Origin of the sequence: Oscillatoria sp. HE19RPO (assembly GCF_024220515.1) — a bacterium.
GTDB lineage: Bacteria > Cyanobacteriota > Cyanobacteriia > Cyanobacteriales > Laspinemataceae > Laspinema.
Map to the genome: position 1 here is coordinate 1 of NZ_JAMXOT010000245.1, position 14,181 is coordinate 14,181.

Below are 14,181 nucleotides of genomic sequence, written 5' to 3' on the forward strand. Positions count from 1 at the left end.
CAAAAAATAAAACCTTCAAAAAACCCGCAGGCTCAAGCCTGGAGCTACACGGACAAAGCGGTGCCTGCGCGGGCTAAAAGAGCCTTGTTAGGTGCGATCGCATCAAAGCAAGGATGATTTATTTGTTGGAATCCCCTTAGTATCTCATGAGTCTGGGAAGCGATATCGACGAGAGTATCTCAATTTTGAAAAGAGACCTAACCCCCGGTGTCCCCTTCCCACCTCTCTGGTGGCCCTCTCCTAAGACCTTATCAATCCGATTTTTTTTTAGAATAACCAATGGAGAAACGATTGAGAACAACAGCGAACCCTTGGCAACGGCAGGTAATCAGAATTGCATTGATCTGTTTAGTCTGTGTATTCACTTGGATCGGAACCCTCACCTCAGCTTATGCCCAATCTGAGGAAGTCGAAACCCGAGGACTGGGGACCGAAGCGATTTTACAACTGGAAGAACTAGGAACTCAAGCCTTTGCGGCGATGAATGCCGGGGATTTAGTGGGGGCCGAAAAATACTGGACTCAGTTTTTAGAACAGGTGCCGGATAATGCGGCTGCCTGGAGTAATCGCGGGAATATCAAGGTGAGTTTGAATAAACTCGAAGAGGCGATCGCAGACTATAATCGGGCGATCGAACTCGCACCGGATGCTCCCGACCCCTATCTTAATCGCGGCACTGCCTATGAAGGGTTAAAACGCTGGGACGATGCGATCGCCGATTACAATCACGTCCTCGAACTCGACCCCGAAGACCCTGCCGCCTACAATAATCGCGGCAATGCCGAAGCGGGACGCGGAAATTGGACCGAGGCAGTCGCCAACTATCAAAAAGCCAGCGAACTCGCCCCAGACTACGCCTTCGCCCGCGCCAATTACACCCTCGCCCTCTATCAAACCGGGGAAGAAGCAGCCGCCATCCAGTCCATGAAAAATATCCTCCGCAAATATCCCAAATTTGCCGATATGCGCGCCGCCCTCACCGCCGCCCTCTGGACCCAAGGAAATCGCGGCGAAGCCGAAAGCAACTGGGTTGCCGCCGTCGGTTTAGACACCCGCTACAAAGACTTAGACTGGGTTGCCAACACCCGCCGCTGGCCCCCAGCAATGGTCAGCGCCCTGGAGAAGTTTCTGAAGATTGAGTGAAGGGATGGGGGAGATGGGGAGGATGGGGGAGATGGGGGAGATGGGGGAGATGGGGGAGATGGGGAGGACTTACAAGAGTAGGGTTTTTAGGCTTCCGGTCCCCTCCCCTTGGCAAGGGGAGGGTTAGGGTGGGGTTCTTCTTAGGGTGGGGTTCTTCTTAGGGTGATTCCCTACGGGATAGCTCCGCTTACCGCCACTTCACGCAATCAAAGGAGGCGATTCCCTACGGGATAGCTCCGCTTACCGCGCCTGTATGGAGCCGGGTGCCCACCTCTTCTTGGTGACGAAAGCGATCGCCACCCGTCGGACTCTTCACCCACCCTTTCCTCGTGACGCGCGGTAAGCGGAGCTATCCCGTAGGGAATCGCCCAAGAAGAACCCCACCCTAACCCTCCCCTTGCCAAGGGGAGGGGACCGGACTTCAGTCGTTCCCCCCCGTTCAACGTCACGACTTCAGTCGTTCTCCCCTCCCAGTCTTCACAATCACCCTAACTCCTTCATCCTTCACCCCTCACCAACTCCCCAATCAACGCCGGTGTCAACTCCTTAACATTCCCTAAAACGATCGCCGCACCTGCTTTTTCCAAACTGGCACTGTAGGCGTTCTTTCTCTCGTCACTCTCTTGCACATGAGGCGGCAAAACCCCCACCCCAATCCAGATACGGTTCGGCTGCTGTTCTTTAGCTTGACTAACCGTGTACAAATCCGCCACCGTATCTCCCACATACACCACCGGGGCATTCTCAGCACTGGAATATCGAGTTTCTAATTGCTTCAAAGTGGCAAAAAGCCCCGTCGGGTCCGGCTTCCCCGGTGCATCTTCCATCGCAATCACCACCGGATCTGTTAATCCTAATGCACCTTCTAAGACATAAGCCGCTTCTGCTCTCATGGCTCCACTAAAGAACCCCCAGGGAATTCCCGCTTGGGTCAAACTGTCCAAATAAGCCGGATTAACCAACAAAGGCTCTTGACAAATATAGCCAGTCATGGTATTAGGGTCTGGACCACGATAGCGGGATTGAAAAAACGCCACCAGAGTCTCGTAACCAAAGCAGAGGCGATCGCGACTTTGACCCTGACTCTCGAAGTACCTACACACTAACTCAAACGAGGCATCCCAGTCATTATTCCAGACCCCTTCTGACTTGAGTCTGTCAATGTCTGCCGACGAGGGACGATAAGCCGTTTGGGTAAAGTGTTCCACCGTATCAGCGATCGCCCTGCGGTAAGAACCACTGACATCCCGAATTACTCCATCAATATCAAAAACAGCGATCGCCACTGTTGTCATGTTCCTATCCATCATAAATAGCTCCCCTCCATAACAGCTTTAAAGTGCTGTTATTCAGAATATAGGCCCTAGAGCATCGATAGTCCCAAGAAAAAAAAGATTGCGATCGCCTTTCGTCCAACATCAGGTATAATTAAAAACTGGCCTATTCCCAAAGAATGGGACCCGGAAAAATTGAGATTTTATTTGAGCCTTTATTTTTCCAATCCTCGCCTAAGTAGCCCAAAGATGCGCTATAATAAAGCGTTGTACCATTACCAGAAGATTACACAAACCTCAAGGAGGTGTGATTGTCAAAGTTCATTTTAAAAGTTCTCTGGTTAGAGGACAACGTCGCGATCGCAGTTGATCAAGTTGTGGGTAAGGGAACAAGCCCGTTAACCCGTTACTTCTTCTGGCCTCGGAATGATGCCTGGGAAGAACTAAAAAATGAGTTAGAAGCGAAGCACTGGATCTCCGAAACTGACCGCGTAGAGTTGCTCAACAAAGCCACTGAAGTCATTAACTACTGGCAAGAAGAAGGCAGAAGGCAGCCAATGATGGAAGCTCAGTCCAAATTTCCGGAAGTGGCCTTTACAGGTAGCAGCTGAAGCCCTGAGTTATCAAACCTTCACAGCAGCGGATATCTCCAAAAAGATATTCGCTGATTGTTTTTGCCCAACCCTGGTGATCAAGATCACCCGAGATGGGCCAAACAATCAACCCTATCCCAAAAAGAACAGTTACCATAGAATTGAGCACTTACACTCAACAGGTTGACAGTTTATGACTGGTGTTGTTCAATCTCCTCTAAATGCCGAGCAAGTTTATGTCTGGCTGAGGGGACTATTAACGATTGCCTGGGCAGATGGTCACTTCGATCAAGAAGAAAAAGACTTAATTGCGGAACTGACTCAGGAAGAATTAGAACCCTCAATTAACTTGGGTGAACTCCAACCCATCAAACCCCAAGATTTAGCGGCGGTTTTAGGCAACGAACCCATCATTGCCGAAAACTTCTTAAGAACAGCGGTTATGGTTGCCATAGCTGATGGAGTTTATTCCGCCAGTGAAGAGGAAAAATTATATGAGTTTTGCCACGCACTCGGACAAAACTCTAAAGTTTTAGAAGCCCTGCGCCATACCCTTTGGGATGGAAGAAGTTCTCAATTCAACCCTTCCGAGGCGACTACCTCCGCCGAGGGGGAAGGGGCAGTGGGTCTGCACCCGGGTCCCACACAGCAAGGGGATGTCCTCTCCCCAGTGCGCCATTGGCTGGATGATTGGGAAATCCATGACCCCCGACTGGCGAGATTTCTCTGCAAAATGATCCCACCGCAATGCCCATTTGAACGAGATATCCATTTATTCGGCAATAAGGTGGTCCATATTCCCCCCCTGTGCCATATCAATCCGCTTTATGAGCAAATGGTGGGTTTACGCTTCCGCGCTTTATCCTACTTAGCGGATGAATGCGGGGAAGATGTCACCCCCTATTGCCAATAATCCCGACCACTCGCCAATGGCTCCAGAGTCCTTTGTTGAGGGGTTCAGGGTTTAGAACGAACTTACTTTTGACAAAGGACCCAGGACAATCATGCAATTTATCGATCGCGTAGAAATAGAAGTAGCTGGTGGCAAGGGTGGCGATGGCATCGTCGCTTTCCGCCGGGAAAAATATGTCCCGGCGGGTGGCCCCGCTGGCGGCAATGGCGGCAAGGGTGGTTCCGTGATTCTTAAGGCTGTAGAACATCTGCAAACCCTATTAGATTTTAGATATAACCGCCGAATTGAGGGAGAAAACGGACAACGAGGCGGTCCCAATAATCGGACGGGGGCTTCTGGAGGCGATCGCATCGTTCAGGTCCCCGTCGGCACAATGGTTTATGACGCCACCACCGAAGAAGTCATCGGGGACTTAATCGAACCCGAGCAAACCTTAATTGTCGCAGCAGGCGGAAAAGGCGGACTCGGAAACAAACATTTCCTCAGCAATAGTAACCGTGCCCCCGAATATGCCTTACCGGGATTAGAAGGGGAAGAGCGGTTCCTCCGCCTAGAACTGAAACTCTTAGCCGAAGTTGGCATTGTCGGGAAACCCAATGCAGGCAAATCTACCTTAATTTCCGCCCTCTCTGCCTCCCGTCCCAAAATTGCCGATTATCCCTTTACGACTTTAGTGCCGAACTTAGGAGTGGTCAGAAAACCCAGTGGAGACGGCACCGTATTTGCGGATATTCCCGGATTAATTGAAGGGGCGCATCTGGGGGCCGGTTTGGGCCATGAGTTCTTGCGCCATATTGAACGCACCCGGGTGTTGTTGCATCTGGTGGATATTACTGCACCGGATCCGATTGAAGACTATGAGATGATTCAGCAGGAGTTGGCCGCTTATGGGCGGGATTTGCTAAATCGGCCCCAAATTGTGGCGTTAAATAAGATGGATGCTTGCGATCGCACAGATGAAGAAATCGAGGCGATCGCCACTCGCCTAAATGAACTCTCCCAATCCACCACCCCCATCTTTCAAATCTCCGCCGTCTCCCACCAAGGACTAGACCCCCTCCTCCAAGACATCTGGACCACCATCGATCGCCTCAAAGAAGAACGCGACCTCATCCAAAATCTAAGTAGTCTGTAAAAACCCACACCCTGAAGGGTGGGGCTACACGGACAAAGCCTGCCTTCGCAGGCTGAAGAGTAAAGTACATTTTTCACAACCGGATTTGGTATCAGTCGTTCTCTTCGTTCGTAGTAACGACTTCAGTCGTTCTCTTCGTTCGTAGTAACGACTTCAGTCGTTCTCCGGTGTTCGTAGTAACGACTTCAGTCGTTCTCCGGTGTTCGTAGTAACGACTTCAGTCGTTCTCTTCGTTCGTAGTAACGACTTCAGTCGTTCTCTTCGTTCGTAGTAACGACTTCAGTCGTTCTCCCCCTAAATGTAGAGGCGATTCGCGAATCGCCTCTACATTTAGCATTAAATATTAAAAATAGCCTAAGTCCTAAATCATTTCCCCCTCTTTAACCCCCCCACTTCCTAACCCACACCCCATTCCACCCTAATCCAACAGACCCCACCCCACCCCCCAAAACCCAGGCCCGTACTCCAAACCCCCCCACTCGTAAAATTACGAATCAATAATCGAGAATCTACCCCTGCGCCCCGTCCAGCAACACGCTACTATTGATAGAGAAACCGCCATGAATTCGAGCTAAAACTTGACATGAACTCACCCATACAGGCAGTTCAATCTCCCTACTACGGAGATGGATATCAACGGACACCCCCCCCAGATTTACCCTCCTTGTTGCTCAAGGAGCGGATTGTCTATCTGGGAATGCCCCTAGTGCCGCAGGTTACTGAACTCATCATCTCCGAACTGCTGTATTTGCAGTATGATGACCCAGAAAAACCAATCAACATCTATATCAACTCCACCGGCACCTCAAACGAAAGCGGCCAACCCGTAGCCTTTGAAACCGAAGCCTTTGCCATCTGCGACACCATCAAATACATCAAGCCGCCAGTCAACACCATCTGTATCGGCATGGCAGTGGGAATGTCAGCAATGCTGCTCTCGGCGGGGACCAAAGGATGCCGCACCAGTTTACCCAATGCGACAATTGTGCTGCATCAACCCAAGAGTTATACTCGGGGTCAAGCCTCAGATATTCAAATTCGCGCCAAGGAAGTTCTGGCCAATCGCCAGACCATGATCGATATCCTCGCCGAAAACACAGGTCAGCCCGCCGATAAGATCATCAAAGATATGGATCGGATCTTCTATCTCAGCCCGCACGACGCGGTAGAATACGGACTCATCGATCGCGTATTGGAAGCCAAAGACTTAGCGCATCCCATCCCTGCCATTGTCTAATTCCTTGAGAATTTAGATTTTGAGAACTCTAAACTCTCACCGCTCAACTCTCATTTCTAACATCGGAGTCTCACATCATGCCTATCGGTTACCCAAAAGTTCCCTATCGTCTGCCGGGAGATTCTTATACACAGTGGATTGATTTAGAAACCCGGTTGTATCAAGAACGCATTATTTTCCTGGGTAGCGAAGTTGACGATCAACTGGCGAATAAAATCATTGCTATCATGCTTTATCTCGACTCTGAGGAAGCAGGCAAAGATATCATTCTCTATATCAACTCTCCCGGAGGTTCCGTCACCGCTGGCATGGCAATTTATGATACCATGCAGCACATTAAATCCGATGTGGTCACCATTTGCGTGGGTCTAGCGGCGTCAATGGGTTCCTTCCTCTTAGCGGCTGGAGCACCGGGCAAACGTCTGGCCCTCCCCCACTCCCGGATCATGATCCACCAACCCTCTGGCGGAGTCAGGGGTCAAGCCTCGGATATTGAAATCGAGGCCAGGGAAATCGTGCGAATTCGGCGTCAGCTTAACCAAATCTACGCCAATCGCACGAATCAAAACCTGGAAAAAATTGAGAAAGACATGGACCGCGACTTCTTCATGGGAGCACAAGAAGCCAAAGACTATGGCCTCATCGATCGCGTGATTGAAGAACGTCCTTAACTGCGAGGGTAAGGATTTCCTGGGGGGACAAGGGTAAAATTTTACCCTTGTCCCCTCATCCTTACTCCAAATTGGGTAATATCCTGACTATCCTAAACTTGTGGAAAAATGGCAGAATTTCTATCCGACTCTGCCATTTTTAATCAGAATGACTATCGAAGACTGCTATAAAGTATTAGGTTTGAAAGTGGGTGCGACCCTAGAAGAGGTCAAGACGTCGTACCGTGTATTGGCGCGGCAATATCATCCCGACGTCAATCCCGGGGACGGGCGATCGCACGACAGATTTATCCAGCTTAATCAAGCCTATCACCGCCTGCTAGAAGTTGCCAAACCTGCCGCCCAAGTTAGACAACCCAGCACCCCTTCACCATCACCGACCCCTGTCACTGCACCCGAAACCAAGGTCAAAACCCGAGTGACTCGGAAAGAACCGGAATTCCGGAATAATCCTCGGTTAACGGACCTGGAACAACTCCTCAAACAGCGGGGGTATTTACAATTACAGGGGTTTTTAAAAGCGCAACGCTTCCCCCGCGCCGTGGCATTAGTCGATGCACTCGCACAACGGCTACCCCAGGACCCGGAAGTGCGACAATGGCAGGCGATCGCCTATCAACGCTGGGGACGCCATGCGATCGCCGACGGAGACCTAGATAAAGCTAGAATATACTTAAAAAAAGCCCTCCGCATCGATCCCCACAATCGATCGCTGTGGATGGAAGTCGAACGAGATTTTCGTCGTTTGGAGCAAATTTTCTAATGATTACCACCCCCAAAAGCAAAGCACTCTCCCCAGGCAGAGTTTTACTCCAAAATATTAGCTGGGAGACTTACGAACGCTTATTAAATGAAATGGGAGATCACCGCAACACTCGCCTAAATTATGACCGAGGATTATTAGAAATCATGACACCGTTATTTGAACATGAAAATCCTAAGCGAATATTGGAGAAATTCGTAGATGCGTTAGCAGATGTCCTCAATATCGAAATCGTGAGTGCTGGTTCAACCACCCTCAATCGGCCAGATTTAGCACGCGGTTCAGAACCCGATTCCGGGTTTTATATCCAAAATGAACAACAGATACAAGGCAAACGCACCATTGATTTAAAAACCGACCCCCCACCGGATTTAGTGATTGAAATCGATGTCACCAGCAGTTCTATTGACCGAGAGGGGATTTATGCGGCGATGGGAGTACCGGAAATCTGGAGATGCGATCGGGGTGAGGTCAAGTTTTTACAATTGCAGTCGGGTAACTATGTAGAAACTGAGCATTCTCTAGCTTTTCCCGTATTACCCGTTACCGAAGTTGCCAAGTTTTTAGAACAAAGCCAAACCGTAGGGGAAACCACGTTATTAAAAGCCTTTCGCACTTGGGTGAGAGAGCAAATTCAATCCGAAGCTCAGTAAGCGATCGTTGGAGGAAATTTTATTATGATTACCACCCCCCAAACCAAAGCACCCACAGAAGGCAGAATTTTACGTCAGAATATTAGCTGGGACACTTACGAACGCTTGTTAAATGAAATGGGAAAACATCGCAATACTCGCTTCAATTATGACCGAGGAGTATTAGAAATCATCACCCCATTATTAGAACATGAACAACCGAACCGACTCTTAGCAGAAGTAGTGCGTGTCCTCGCCGAAGAACTAAACGTGGAAATTTTGAGTGCGGGTTCTACGACTTTGAACAGACCTGATTTAGAAAAGGGGTCTGAACCCGACTCTAGTTTTTATATTAAAAATGAAAGTTTAATCCGAGGCAAGCGCACCATCGACCTCAAAACCGATCCACCCCCTGACTTGGTAATCGAAATTGATGTTACCAGCAGTTCCATTGACCGAGAAGGGATTTATGCAGCAATGGGAGTACCGGAAATCTGGAGATGCGATCGCGGTGAGGTCAAGTTTTTACAATTGCGATCGGGAAACTATATAGAAATCGAGCATTCTCTAGCTTTTCCCGTATTACCCGTTACGGAAGTCGCCAAGTTTTTAGAACAAAGCCAAACCGTAGGGGAAACCACGTTATTAAGAGCCTTTCGCACTTGGGTGAGAGCGCAAATCAAAGCAGAAGCTCAGTAAGCGATCGGTAGAGGAAAATTTTTCATGAGTGCCACCCCCAAAACAAAAGCACCGACAGAAGACAGATTTTCACTTCTGAGTATTACCGGGGAACCATCCGAACACTTATTAAAAGCAAAGGTCAAATCCTCCTGATATTATGCTACATTATGACTGAGTATTATTAGAAAGCCTGCTTCCGTTATTAGAAAGCTACCTTCTGTTACACTCTGATACTAAACAGGACCTTCTCGCTGCTCGCCAAACTTAAAACTGTGACAACTCTAGACATAGGAAAGAATCGAACATGGCAAGTAAGACCCTCAAACCCCCGGCACAAAACAATCAAAAATCCCGAGATTCCAGAACTTTAATGAAATGGGTTTGCCAATATATAGAAGCACCCAGCACCCAGGGAAAAACTTTTTTAATTGTCGGAACAAAACCACGGACATCAAAACTGGTAGACAAATTAGCAAAGCGCTACAAAGATAAAATATTTTATTGCAAAAATGGACGCAAAGTTTATCGATACAAGACGAATCAACTGCACGGTTATATAAATCGACGGTACTCGGGAAAAATCCTGACCAAGTTATCGAATCTGCAACAATTAGAAAGGCTAGAAGAACCGGGAAAACTAGACAAGTCTGTACGGAAAGAGATTGCCCATTTGCAGCGTCAGTTGAATCCTTTGAGGGGCATCAAACGAATGGCTCGGCTTCCAGATGCCGTCATTCTCCTGGACCAGCGAACCCAATATAAAGTTTTAATCGATGAATGTCGCGACCTGGGAATTGAGATTATTAACCCTCATAAAACCCAGCTAGAAGAGGTGCAACCTCCAAAACAGATCGGACCATCCGAGCCAGAAGAGGTGCAAACCCCAGACCAGATCCGAAAGACGATCAATGATAAAATCGCGAAAGACAGACAACTGAAGCAACTTAATAAATTAAGATTAGAAGCCAATTCAGAGGCTTGGAATCAGCTAGTTAAGTGGCTCTTACGTCAAGCGAAACGCTCTATAAATCTGGCGATTGAACCCCTTGCAGAGCTTTGGTTTGACGTTGATTTTGAACAAGCAAGAAACCACGTAGCAGGACTCAAAACAAAATATCCCAATCATACTCGCGACGCGATCGCCAACATCCTGATCAAAGAAACAGTTTTAAAAGTAGCCGGAATCAGTTACATAGAAGACCTAGCTCCCGAGGATATTAAAGATGAAATCAAAACCGTTATTTCTAGCGTAGCCAACTGTGACTTAAAAACCATTACGCAGGAATGTGCCGAAATGGTTTTTAAAATTGCGGGGATCTACGACTTTGAGCTGGAAGACCCGATGCGACGGTTTGAAGCCTTGGCAGCTTTTGGTATAGCTTGGCTCGGAAAAAGGGCAATCAATGCCGGTATTGGATGGCTCGATGTTGACTTTTTCGATGAAATAAATAGCCGCGCAGTTTCTCAAGCCCTAATGATTTTTACGGTGGGCAATGCCGCTCGCCTGTTTTACAAAGCAAAATTAGAGGAAGATACACTCTTGGATAACCCTACGAAGTTTGAGCGAGTTTTGGAAGAAAGTCGAATAATTACTGAAAAATTTTCAACGAATCCTAATAACTCAGAGCCGGAAGAACCTCCACATCCAGCAATTGAAATAAAAATTACACCAATTATTCCAATAAAATGTCCACCGGGCATAGATTCCAGTCAGTTAGAAAATTTACTGAAAGATGGTAAATGGAAGGAGGCGGATCATGAAACGAGGCGGGTCATGTTGGAAGTTGTCAAAAGGACCAAGTGGTTCGATGATAAAAGTATTCACGGTTTTTCCCACGAACATCTCCGTTATATCAATCATCTGTGGAAAGCAAACAGCAATGATCGTTTCGGTTTTTCTCAACAAAAACGTATTTATGAGTGTTTAGGTGGAACGGCTCAATATAATGCAGAAGTTTGGTCAAAATTCGCCGAAACAGTAGGATGGAAACAAGAAGAAAACTGGCTATACTACGGGGAGCTTCAGTTTGATATCGACGCACCGGAAGGTCATTTACCGGCACTTCTCGGGCATCAGAAGGTTCGTTGGGGGCTGGGAGACATCCAGGGACGTCGCCTACGTCTCCTCCTCTCCCGCGAAGATTGGTAGTCTGGCCCCATCTATCTCATTCCTAAGCAAGATTTAATACTAAATCCTGCTCTCATTAAAGTCAAAATACAGGACTTACGGATATTTAGAGACCGAACTCCATCTGTATGGGCGATTATCTTGTAGCCTCTACAGATATAGAGGTCATGCGTAAGTCCTGTATAAAATCTCCGATAAAGAATCCTCCATTCGTTGCTGTAGTTTGCCCCGCCACGCCCACCCGTGTGGGGGGATAAATTTCATTAATAAACTTCATCATGGGTGCCAATATCAATTCGCACAATCATCTCCTCCCTGGAATCTGATTCAGTCCTGAAAGTATAGATGATTCGGCAATCATATTCAACCCAACAGGCCCATAATCCTTCCAGTTGCCCTTTCAATTTATGAGCCTTTAACGGAGAAGCAAAGGGGTCCAATAAAAGGATTTCTAAAACCGCAAAAATTTTTTCCTGTAACTGCGGGTTTTTACGAACGACTCGTTTAAAGGCCCGTTTAAAGCTATTTTCCCATACTAAAGTTCTCATTCTTCCCCTAACAAATCTGCGCGTAAGTCAGCTAAAGTCCCGCGTTTTGCTGTTCCGGCTTCTAGGGACTGCAAGGTTTGAGTGGCATGGGTGGCGATTTCGTGACGGCGTTGTTCAATCCTTCTTTTTTGGATTAACTCAATCAATAGGTCCTGTTCTTCCAGAGAAAGGGATTCTACAGATTCGATCGCCTGTTGTAGAGAGACTATCTGGGTCATGATGGTATGGTTTTCCGCAAGAGATGGGTCTTTACTGATTTTAACAGAACTTACCGATGAGAGCCGATCGCCCTCTGTCCAAACAGCAACCCACCTCACCGCAATCCCTGGCGTGGAAGTGAGAAACGACTGACATTCATCACAGAAAAGCCAATAATATTCCCCGCTTCATCTATCCGTTCCATAATAGAATCATCATCGGTTTCTCGCATAAATCACGGTTTTTCTGAAAAAATAACCTCTAAAAAATCAGCGTCTTGGTCATACCAAATCTTTACCTGTCCCTTATATTTGAGAAACCGGGTTTCTTTCATAAATTTAGGCGATGAAACAACAATTGTCGCAGAAACCCGGTTTCTGGTCCGGGGTTGGGGGTTGAGAAACCGGGTTTCTTTCGTAAATTTAAGCGATGAACCAACAATTGTGGCAGAAACCCGGTTTCTGGTCCTGTGTTGGGGGTTGAGAAACCGGGTTTCTTTACAAAATGGATAATCAATTCCCAAAACTTTTGGTAGAAACCCGGTTTCTGGTCCTGCTTTTTTTGTGGTTGGAGGGGGTGTGAAAAACGGGGTGATTATGCACCCTGACTCAAGATTTAATATCCTCAATCTGGGTCCATTAAAGTTTTCCAGTCACTCACGCTCCTGATAAAAATTAGATTACCCTGAACATTCAGTTTTTGGAGTGCCCGGGCAGAATCATTGCATCAGGATTCGGGTCCCCGCCAATGGCGAAGACCCGTACACTTGTGAACAACTGATTGTTGCCTCGGAATTCCATTAAGTTGAAGATTTCCCTTCAGAATTGGGGATGTTTTGCTGAACTGTTTCTAACGGTAAGTCTAAAATATTGGCAATGTCTTCCAGGCTAATTCCTTTCTGAATCATTTTCGGAATCGATTCAATCTTGCCTTCAATCTTGCCTTCGCTAAAGGCTTCTTGATAGACTTTGGTTTGTCTTAACTCACTCAATCCCAGCATAGCTTCAATTTCCTCCCGGCTTTTTTGCGGTAATTTGTAGACAATGATGGTTTCTATTAACTCGATAAACTGCCGTCGCACCTCGGACGAGGTGATTTGAGATTGAGAGCGCACAATTAATTGTTTCGCTCTTTCTGTTGCTGCACTTTCGGTATCTTGAATCACCAGTTGCAGCACCTGAATTCCCAAGGATTCATTTGAGTCATTCAATTCATCCAGATAAATCCGCGAAACGCGACTGAGTTCCAGCATTTCAGAAAACTGTAACTCTTGTTCGCGTTCAATGCGGCGGTTGGGATAAATGACCACCACCCGCCAAGGATGGGGCGGTTGATTTTGTTTTAAATACAGAAACAGTTCCCCAAAAATGCGGTAATATAAACTATCATCGGGTTGAAACTGAACTTCTACCAGATAAAACGGTTGGGTAGACTCTTCCTGTTTGGGTAGAAAAACTCCATCAATCCGAAATGCCACTTGCTTGAGTTCCACTGAGGTAAACTGATAAGCGGCTGCATCACTGGCAGAGCGATGGATGAGTTCAAAAAAACTCGCCGGAAACTGCTTAAATATTTGGTAAAATAGGCTATCTGTTTTCATCGGTAGTCTGCTTCCCTCCTGCATATCGGCGCAAGGCGTTCACTCCTTCAGCCTGTTTCATGGAGGAGGCGATCGCCCTCCCCTGGTCACGATTTTCCCCGGCCACTCAAACTCAAATCATTATAGTGCTATTATAACGGTTACTATCAGTCTCTTTTATCCAAGATAGTAGCCATGCCTGGGACTTCTTTCCCCTGCCGCTTTCAGGTATAGCCTGAAGATAGGAGAAGACATCATGGTATGGTTTTCCGCAAGGGATGGGTCTTTACTGATTTTAACAGAACTGACCGATGAGATGCGATCGCCCTCTACCCAAACAGCCACCCACCTCACTGCAATCCGTGGCTTTGAGGTGAGAAACCACTGACATTCATCACAGAAAAGCCGATAATATTCCCCGCTTCATCTATCCGTTCCATAATAGAATCATCATCGGTTTCTCGCATAAATCCCGGGTTTTCTGAAAAAATAACCTCTAAAAAATCAGCCTCTTGGTCATACCAAATCTTTACCTGTCCCTTATATTTGAGAAACCGGGTTTCTTTCATAAACTTAGGCGATGAAACAACAATTGTCGCAGAAACCCGGTTTCTGGTCCTGGGTTGAGGGTTGAGAAACCGGGTTTCTTTCATAAACTTAGGCGATGAAACAACAATTGTCGCAGA

At 47.2% G+C, this 14,181-nt stretch carries 15 protein-coding genes; 10 read left to right on the forward strand and 5 right to left on the reverse strand.

Annotated elements, in window-relative coordinates:
• Window positions 1-279: 279 nt before the first annotated feature.
• Window positions 280-1,143, forward strand: a complete 864-nt coding sequence (locus NG833_RS21145) for a tetratricopeptide repeat protein (RefSeq protein ID WP_254567252.1) — start codon at window positions 280-282, stop codon at window positions 1,141-1,143.
• Between the two features lie 497 nt (window positions 1,144-1,640).
• Here NG833_RS21145 and NG833_RS21150 read toward each other — a convergent pair whose 3' ends face one another.
• Window positions 1,641-2,450, reverse strand: a complete 810-nt coding sequence (locus NG833_RS21150; RefSeq protein WP_254567266.1) for a TIGR01548 family HAD-type hydrolase — start codon at window positions 2,448-2,450, stop codon at window positions 1,641-1,643.
• A gap of 278 nt (window positions 2,451-2,728) precedes the next feature.
• Here NG833_RS21150 and NG833_RS21155 point away from each other — a divergent pair, with 278 nt between their 5' ends.
• The 9 genes from NG833_RS21155 (at window position 2,729) to NG833_RS21195 (ending at window position 11,191) form a co-directional block, all read left to right on the forward strand.
• Window positions 2,729-3,028: a 30S ribosomal protein PSRP-3 gene (locus tag NG833_RS21155; protein ID WP_254567253.1), complete on the forward strand. Its 300-nt coding sequence runs from the start codon at window positions 2,729-2,731 to the stop codon at window positions 3,026-3,028.
• Window positions 3,029-3,203: 175 nt separating this feature from the next.
• Entirely contained in the window at window positions 3,204-3,923 is a 720-nt protein-coding gene (locus NG833_RS21160) for a Mo-dependent nitrogenase C-terminal domain-containing protein (protein WP_254567254.1), read from the forward strand.
• Window positions 3,924-4,014: 91 nt separating this feature from the next.
• Window positions 4,015-5,058, forward strand: a complete 1,044-nt coding sequence (gene obgE, locus NG833_RS21165; protein ID WP_254567255.1) for a GTPase ObgE — start codon at window positions 4,015-4,017, stop codon at window positions 5,056-5,058.
• Window positions 5,059-5,641: 583 nt separating this feature from the next.
• Window positions 5,642-6,295 (forward strand): ATP-dependent Clp protease proteolytic subunit, encoded by a 654-nt coding sequence (locus NG833_RS21170; RefSeq protein WP_254567256.1) that lies wholly within the window; start codon window positions 5,642-5,644, stop codon window positions 6,293-6,295.
• Window positions 6,296-6,372: 77 nt separating this feature from the next.
• Window positions 6,373-6,966 carry an ATP-dependent Clp protease proteolytic subunit gene (locus NG833_RS21175; protein ID WP_254567257.1) on the forward strand — a complete coding sequence of 198 codons (594 nt, stop codon included), beginning with the start codon at window positions 6,373-6,375 and terminating at the stop codon, window positions 6,964-6,966.
• A gap of 148 nt (window positions 6,967-7,114) precedes the next feature.
• Window positions 7,115-7,729, forward strand: a complete 615-nt coding sequence (locus tag NG833_RS21180; protein WP_254567258.1) for a J domain-containing protein — start codon at window positions 7,115-7,117, stop codon at window positions 7,727-7,729.
• Entirely contained in the window at window positions 7,729-8,382 is a 654-nt protein-coding gene (locus NG833_RS21185; protein WP_254567259.1) for a Uma2 family endonuclease, read from the forward strand. The genes NG833_RS21180 and NG833_RS21185 overlap by 1 nt, the downstream gene beginning before the upstream one ends.
• 24 nt (window positions 8,383-8,406) lie before the next feature.
• Window positions 8,407-9,060 carry a Uma2 family endonuclease gene (locus NG833_RS21190; RefSeq protein WP_254567260.1) on the forward strand — a complete coding sequence of 218 codons (654 nt, stop codon included), beginning with the start codon at window positions 8,407-8,409 and terminating at the stop codon, window positions 9,058-9,060.
• A 286-nt stretch (window positions 9,061-9,346) separates the two neighbouring features.
• Entirely contained in the window at window positions 9,347-11,191 is a 1,845-nt protein-coding gene (locus NG833_RS21195; protein ID WP_254567261.1) for a 30S ribosomal protein S2, read from the forward strand.
• Between the two features lie 242 nt (window positions 11,192-11,433).
• On the opposite strand, the gene NG833_RS21200 is transcribed toward NG833_RS21195, so the two are convergent.
• The 4 genes from NG833_RS21200 to NG833_RS21215 form a co-directional block, all read right to left on the reverse strand.
• Complete coding sequence (locus NG833_RS21200) at window positions 11,434-11,718, reverse strand: type II toxin-antitoxin system mRNA interferase toxin, RelE/StbE family (RefSeq protein ID WP_254567262.1); 285 nt, start codon at window positions 11,716-11,718, stop codon at window positions 11,434-11,436.
• Window positions 11,715-11,936: a hypothetical protein gene (locus tag NG833_RS21205; RefSeq protein WP_254567263.1), complete on the reverse strand. Its 222-nt coding sequence runs from the start codon at window positions 11,934-11,936 to the stop codon at window positions 11,715-11,717. The genes NG833_RS21200 and NG833_RS21205 overlap by 4 nt, the downstream gene beginning before the upstream one ends.
• 779 nt (window positions 11,937-12,715) lie before the next feature.
• Window positions 12,716-13,516 carry an Rpn family recombination-promoting nuclease/putative transposase gene (locus NG833_RS21210; RefSeq protein ID WP_254567264.1) on the reverse strand — a complete coding sequence of 267 codons (801 nt, stop codon included), beginning with the start codon at window positions 13,514-13,516 and terminating at the stop codon, window positions 12,716-12,718.
• A gap of 329 nt (window positions 13,517-13,845) precedes the next feature.
• A partial coding sequence (locus NG833_RS21215) for a DUF2283 domain-containing protein (RefSeq protein ID WP_254567265.1) occupies window positions 13,846-14,181 on the reverse strand: 336 nt, incomplete at its 5' end.

Bases quoted from the DNA above. Each gene is read 5' to 3' on its own strand.
- NG833_RS21195 (WP_254567261.1), top strand. From the start codon at position 9,347: ATGGCAAGTAAGACCCTCAAACCCCCGGCACAAAACAATCAAAAATCC.
- NG833_RS21145 (WP_254567252.1), top strand. From the start codon at position 280: ATGGAGAAACGATTGAGAACAACAGCGAACCCTTGGCAACGGCAGGTA.
- NG833_RS21150 (WP_254567266.1), bottom strand. From the start codon at position 2,450: ATGGATAGGAACATGACAACAGTGGCGATCGCTGTTTTTGATATTGAT.
- NG833_RS21190 (WP_254567260.1), top strand. From the start codon at position 8,407: ATGATTACCACCCCCCAAACCAAAGCACCCACAGAAGGCAGAATTTTA.
- NG833_RS21170 (WP_254567256.1), top strand. From the start codon at position 5,642: ATGAACTCACCCATACAGGCAGTTCAATCTCCCTACTACGGAGATGGA.
- NG833_RS21160 (WP_254567254.1), top strand. From the start codon at position 3,204: ATGACTGGTGTTGTTCAATCTCCTCTAAATGCCGAGCAAGTTTATGTC.
- NG833_RS21180 (WP_254567258.1), top strand. From the start codon at position 7,115: ATGACTATCGAAGACTGCTATAAAGTATTAGGTTTGAAAGTGGGTGCG.
- NG833_RS21185 (WP_254567259.1), top strand. From the start codon at position 7,729: ATGATTACCACCCCCAAAAGCAAAGCACTCTCCCCAGGCAGAGTTTTA.
- NG833_RS21200 (WP_254567262.1), bottom strand. From the start codon at position 11,718: ATGAGAACTTTAGTATGGGAAAATAGCTTTAAACGGGCCTTTAAACGA.
- NG833_RS21175 (WP_254567257.1), top strand. From the start codon at position 6,373: ATGCCTATCGGTTACCCAAAAGTTCCCTATCGTCTGCCGGGAGATTCT.
- NG833_RS21210 (WP_254567264.1), bottom strand. From the start codon at position 13,516: ATGAAAACAGATAGCCTATTTTACCAAATATTTAAGCAGTTTCCGGCG.
- NG833_RS21205 (WP_254567263.1), bottom strand. From the start codon at position 11,936: ATGACCCAGATAGTCTCTCTACAACAGGCGATCGAATCTGTAGAATCC.
- obgE (WP_254567255.1), top strand. From the start codon at position 4,015: ATGCAATTTATCGATCGCGTAGAAATAGAAGTAGCTGGTGGCAAGGGT.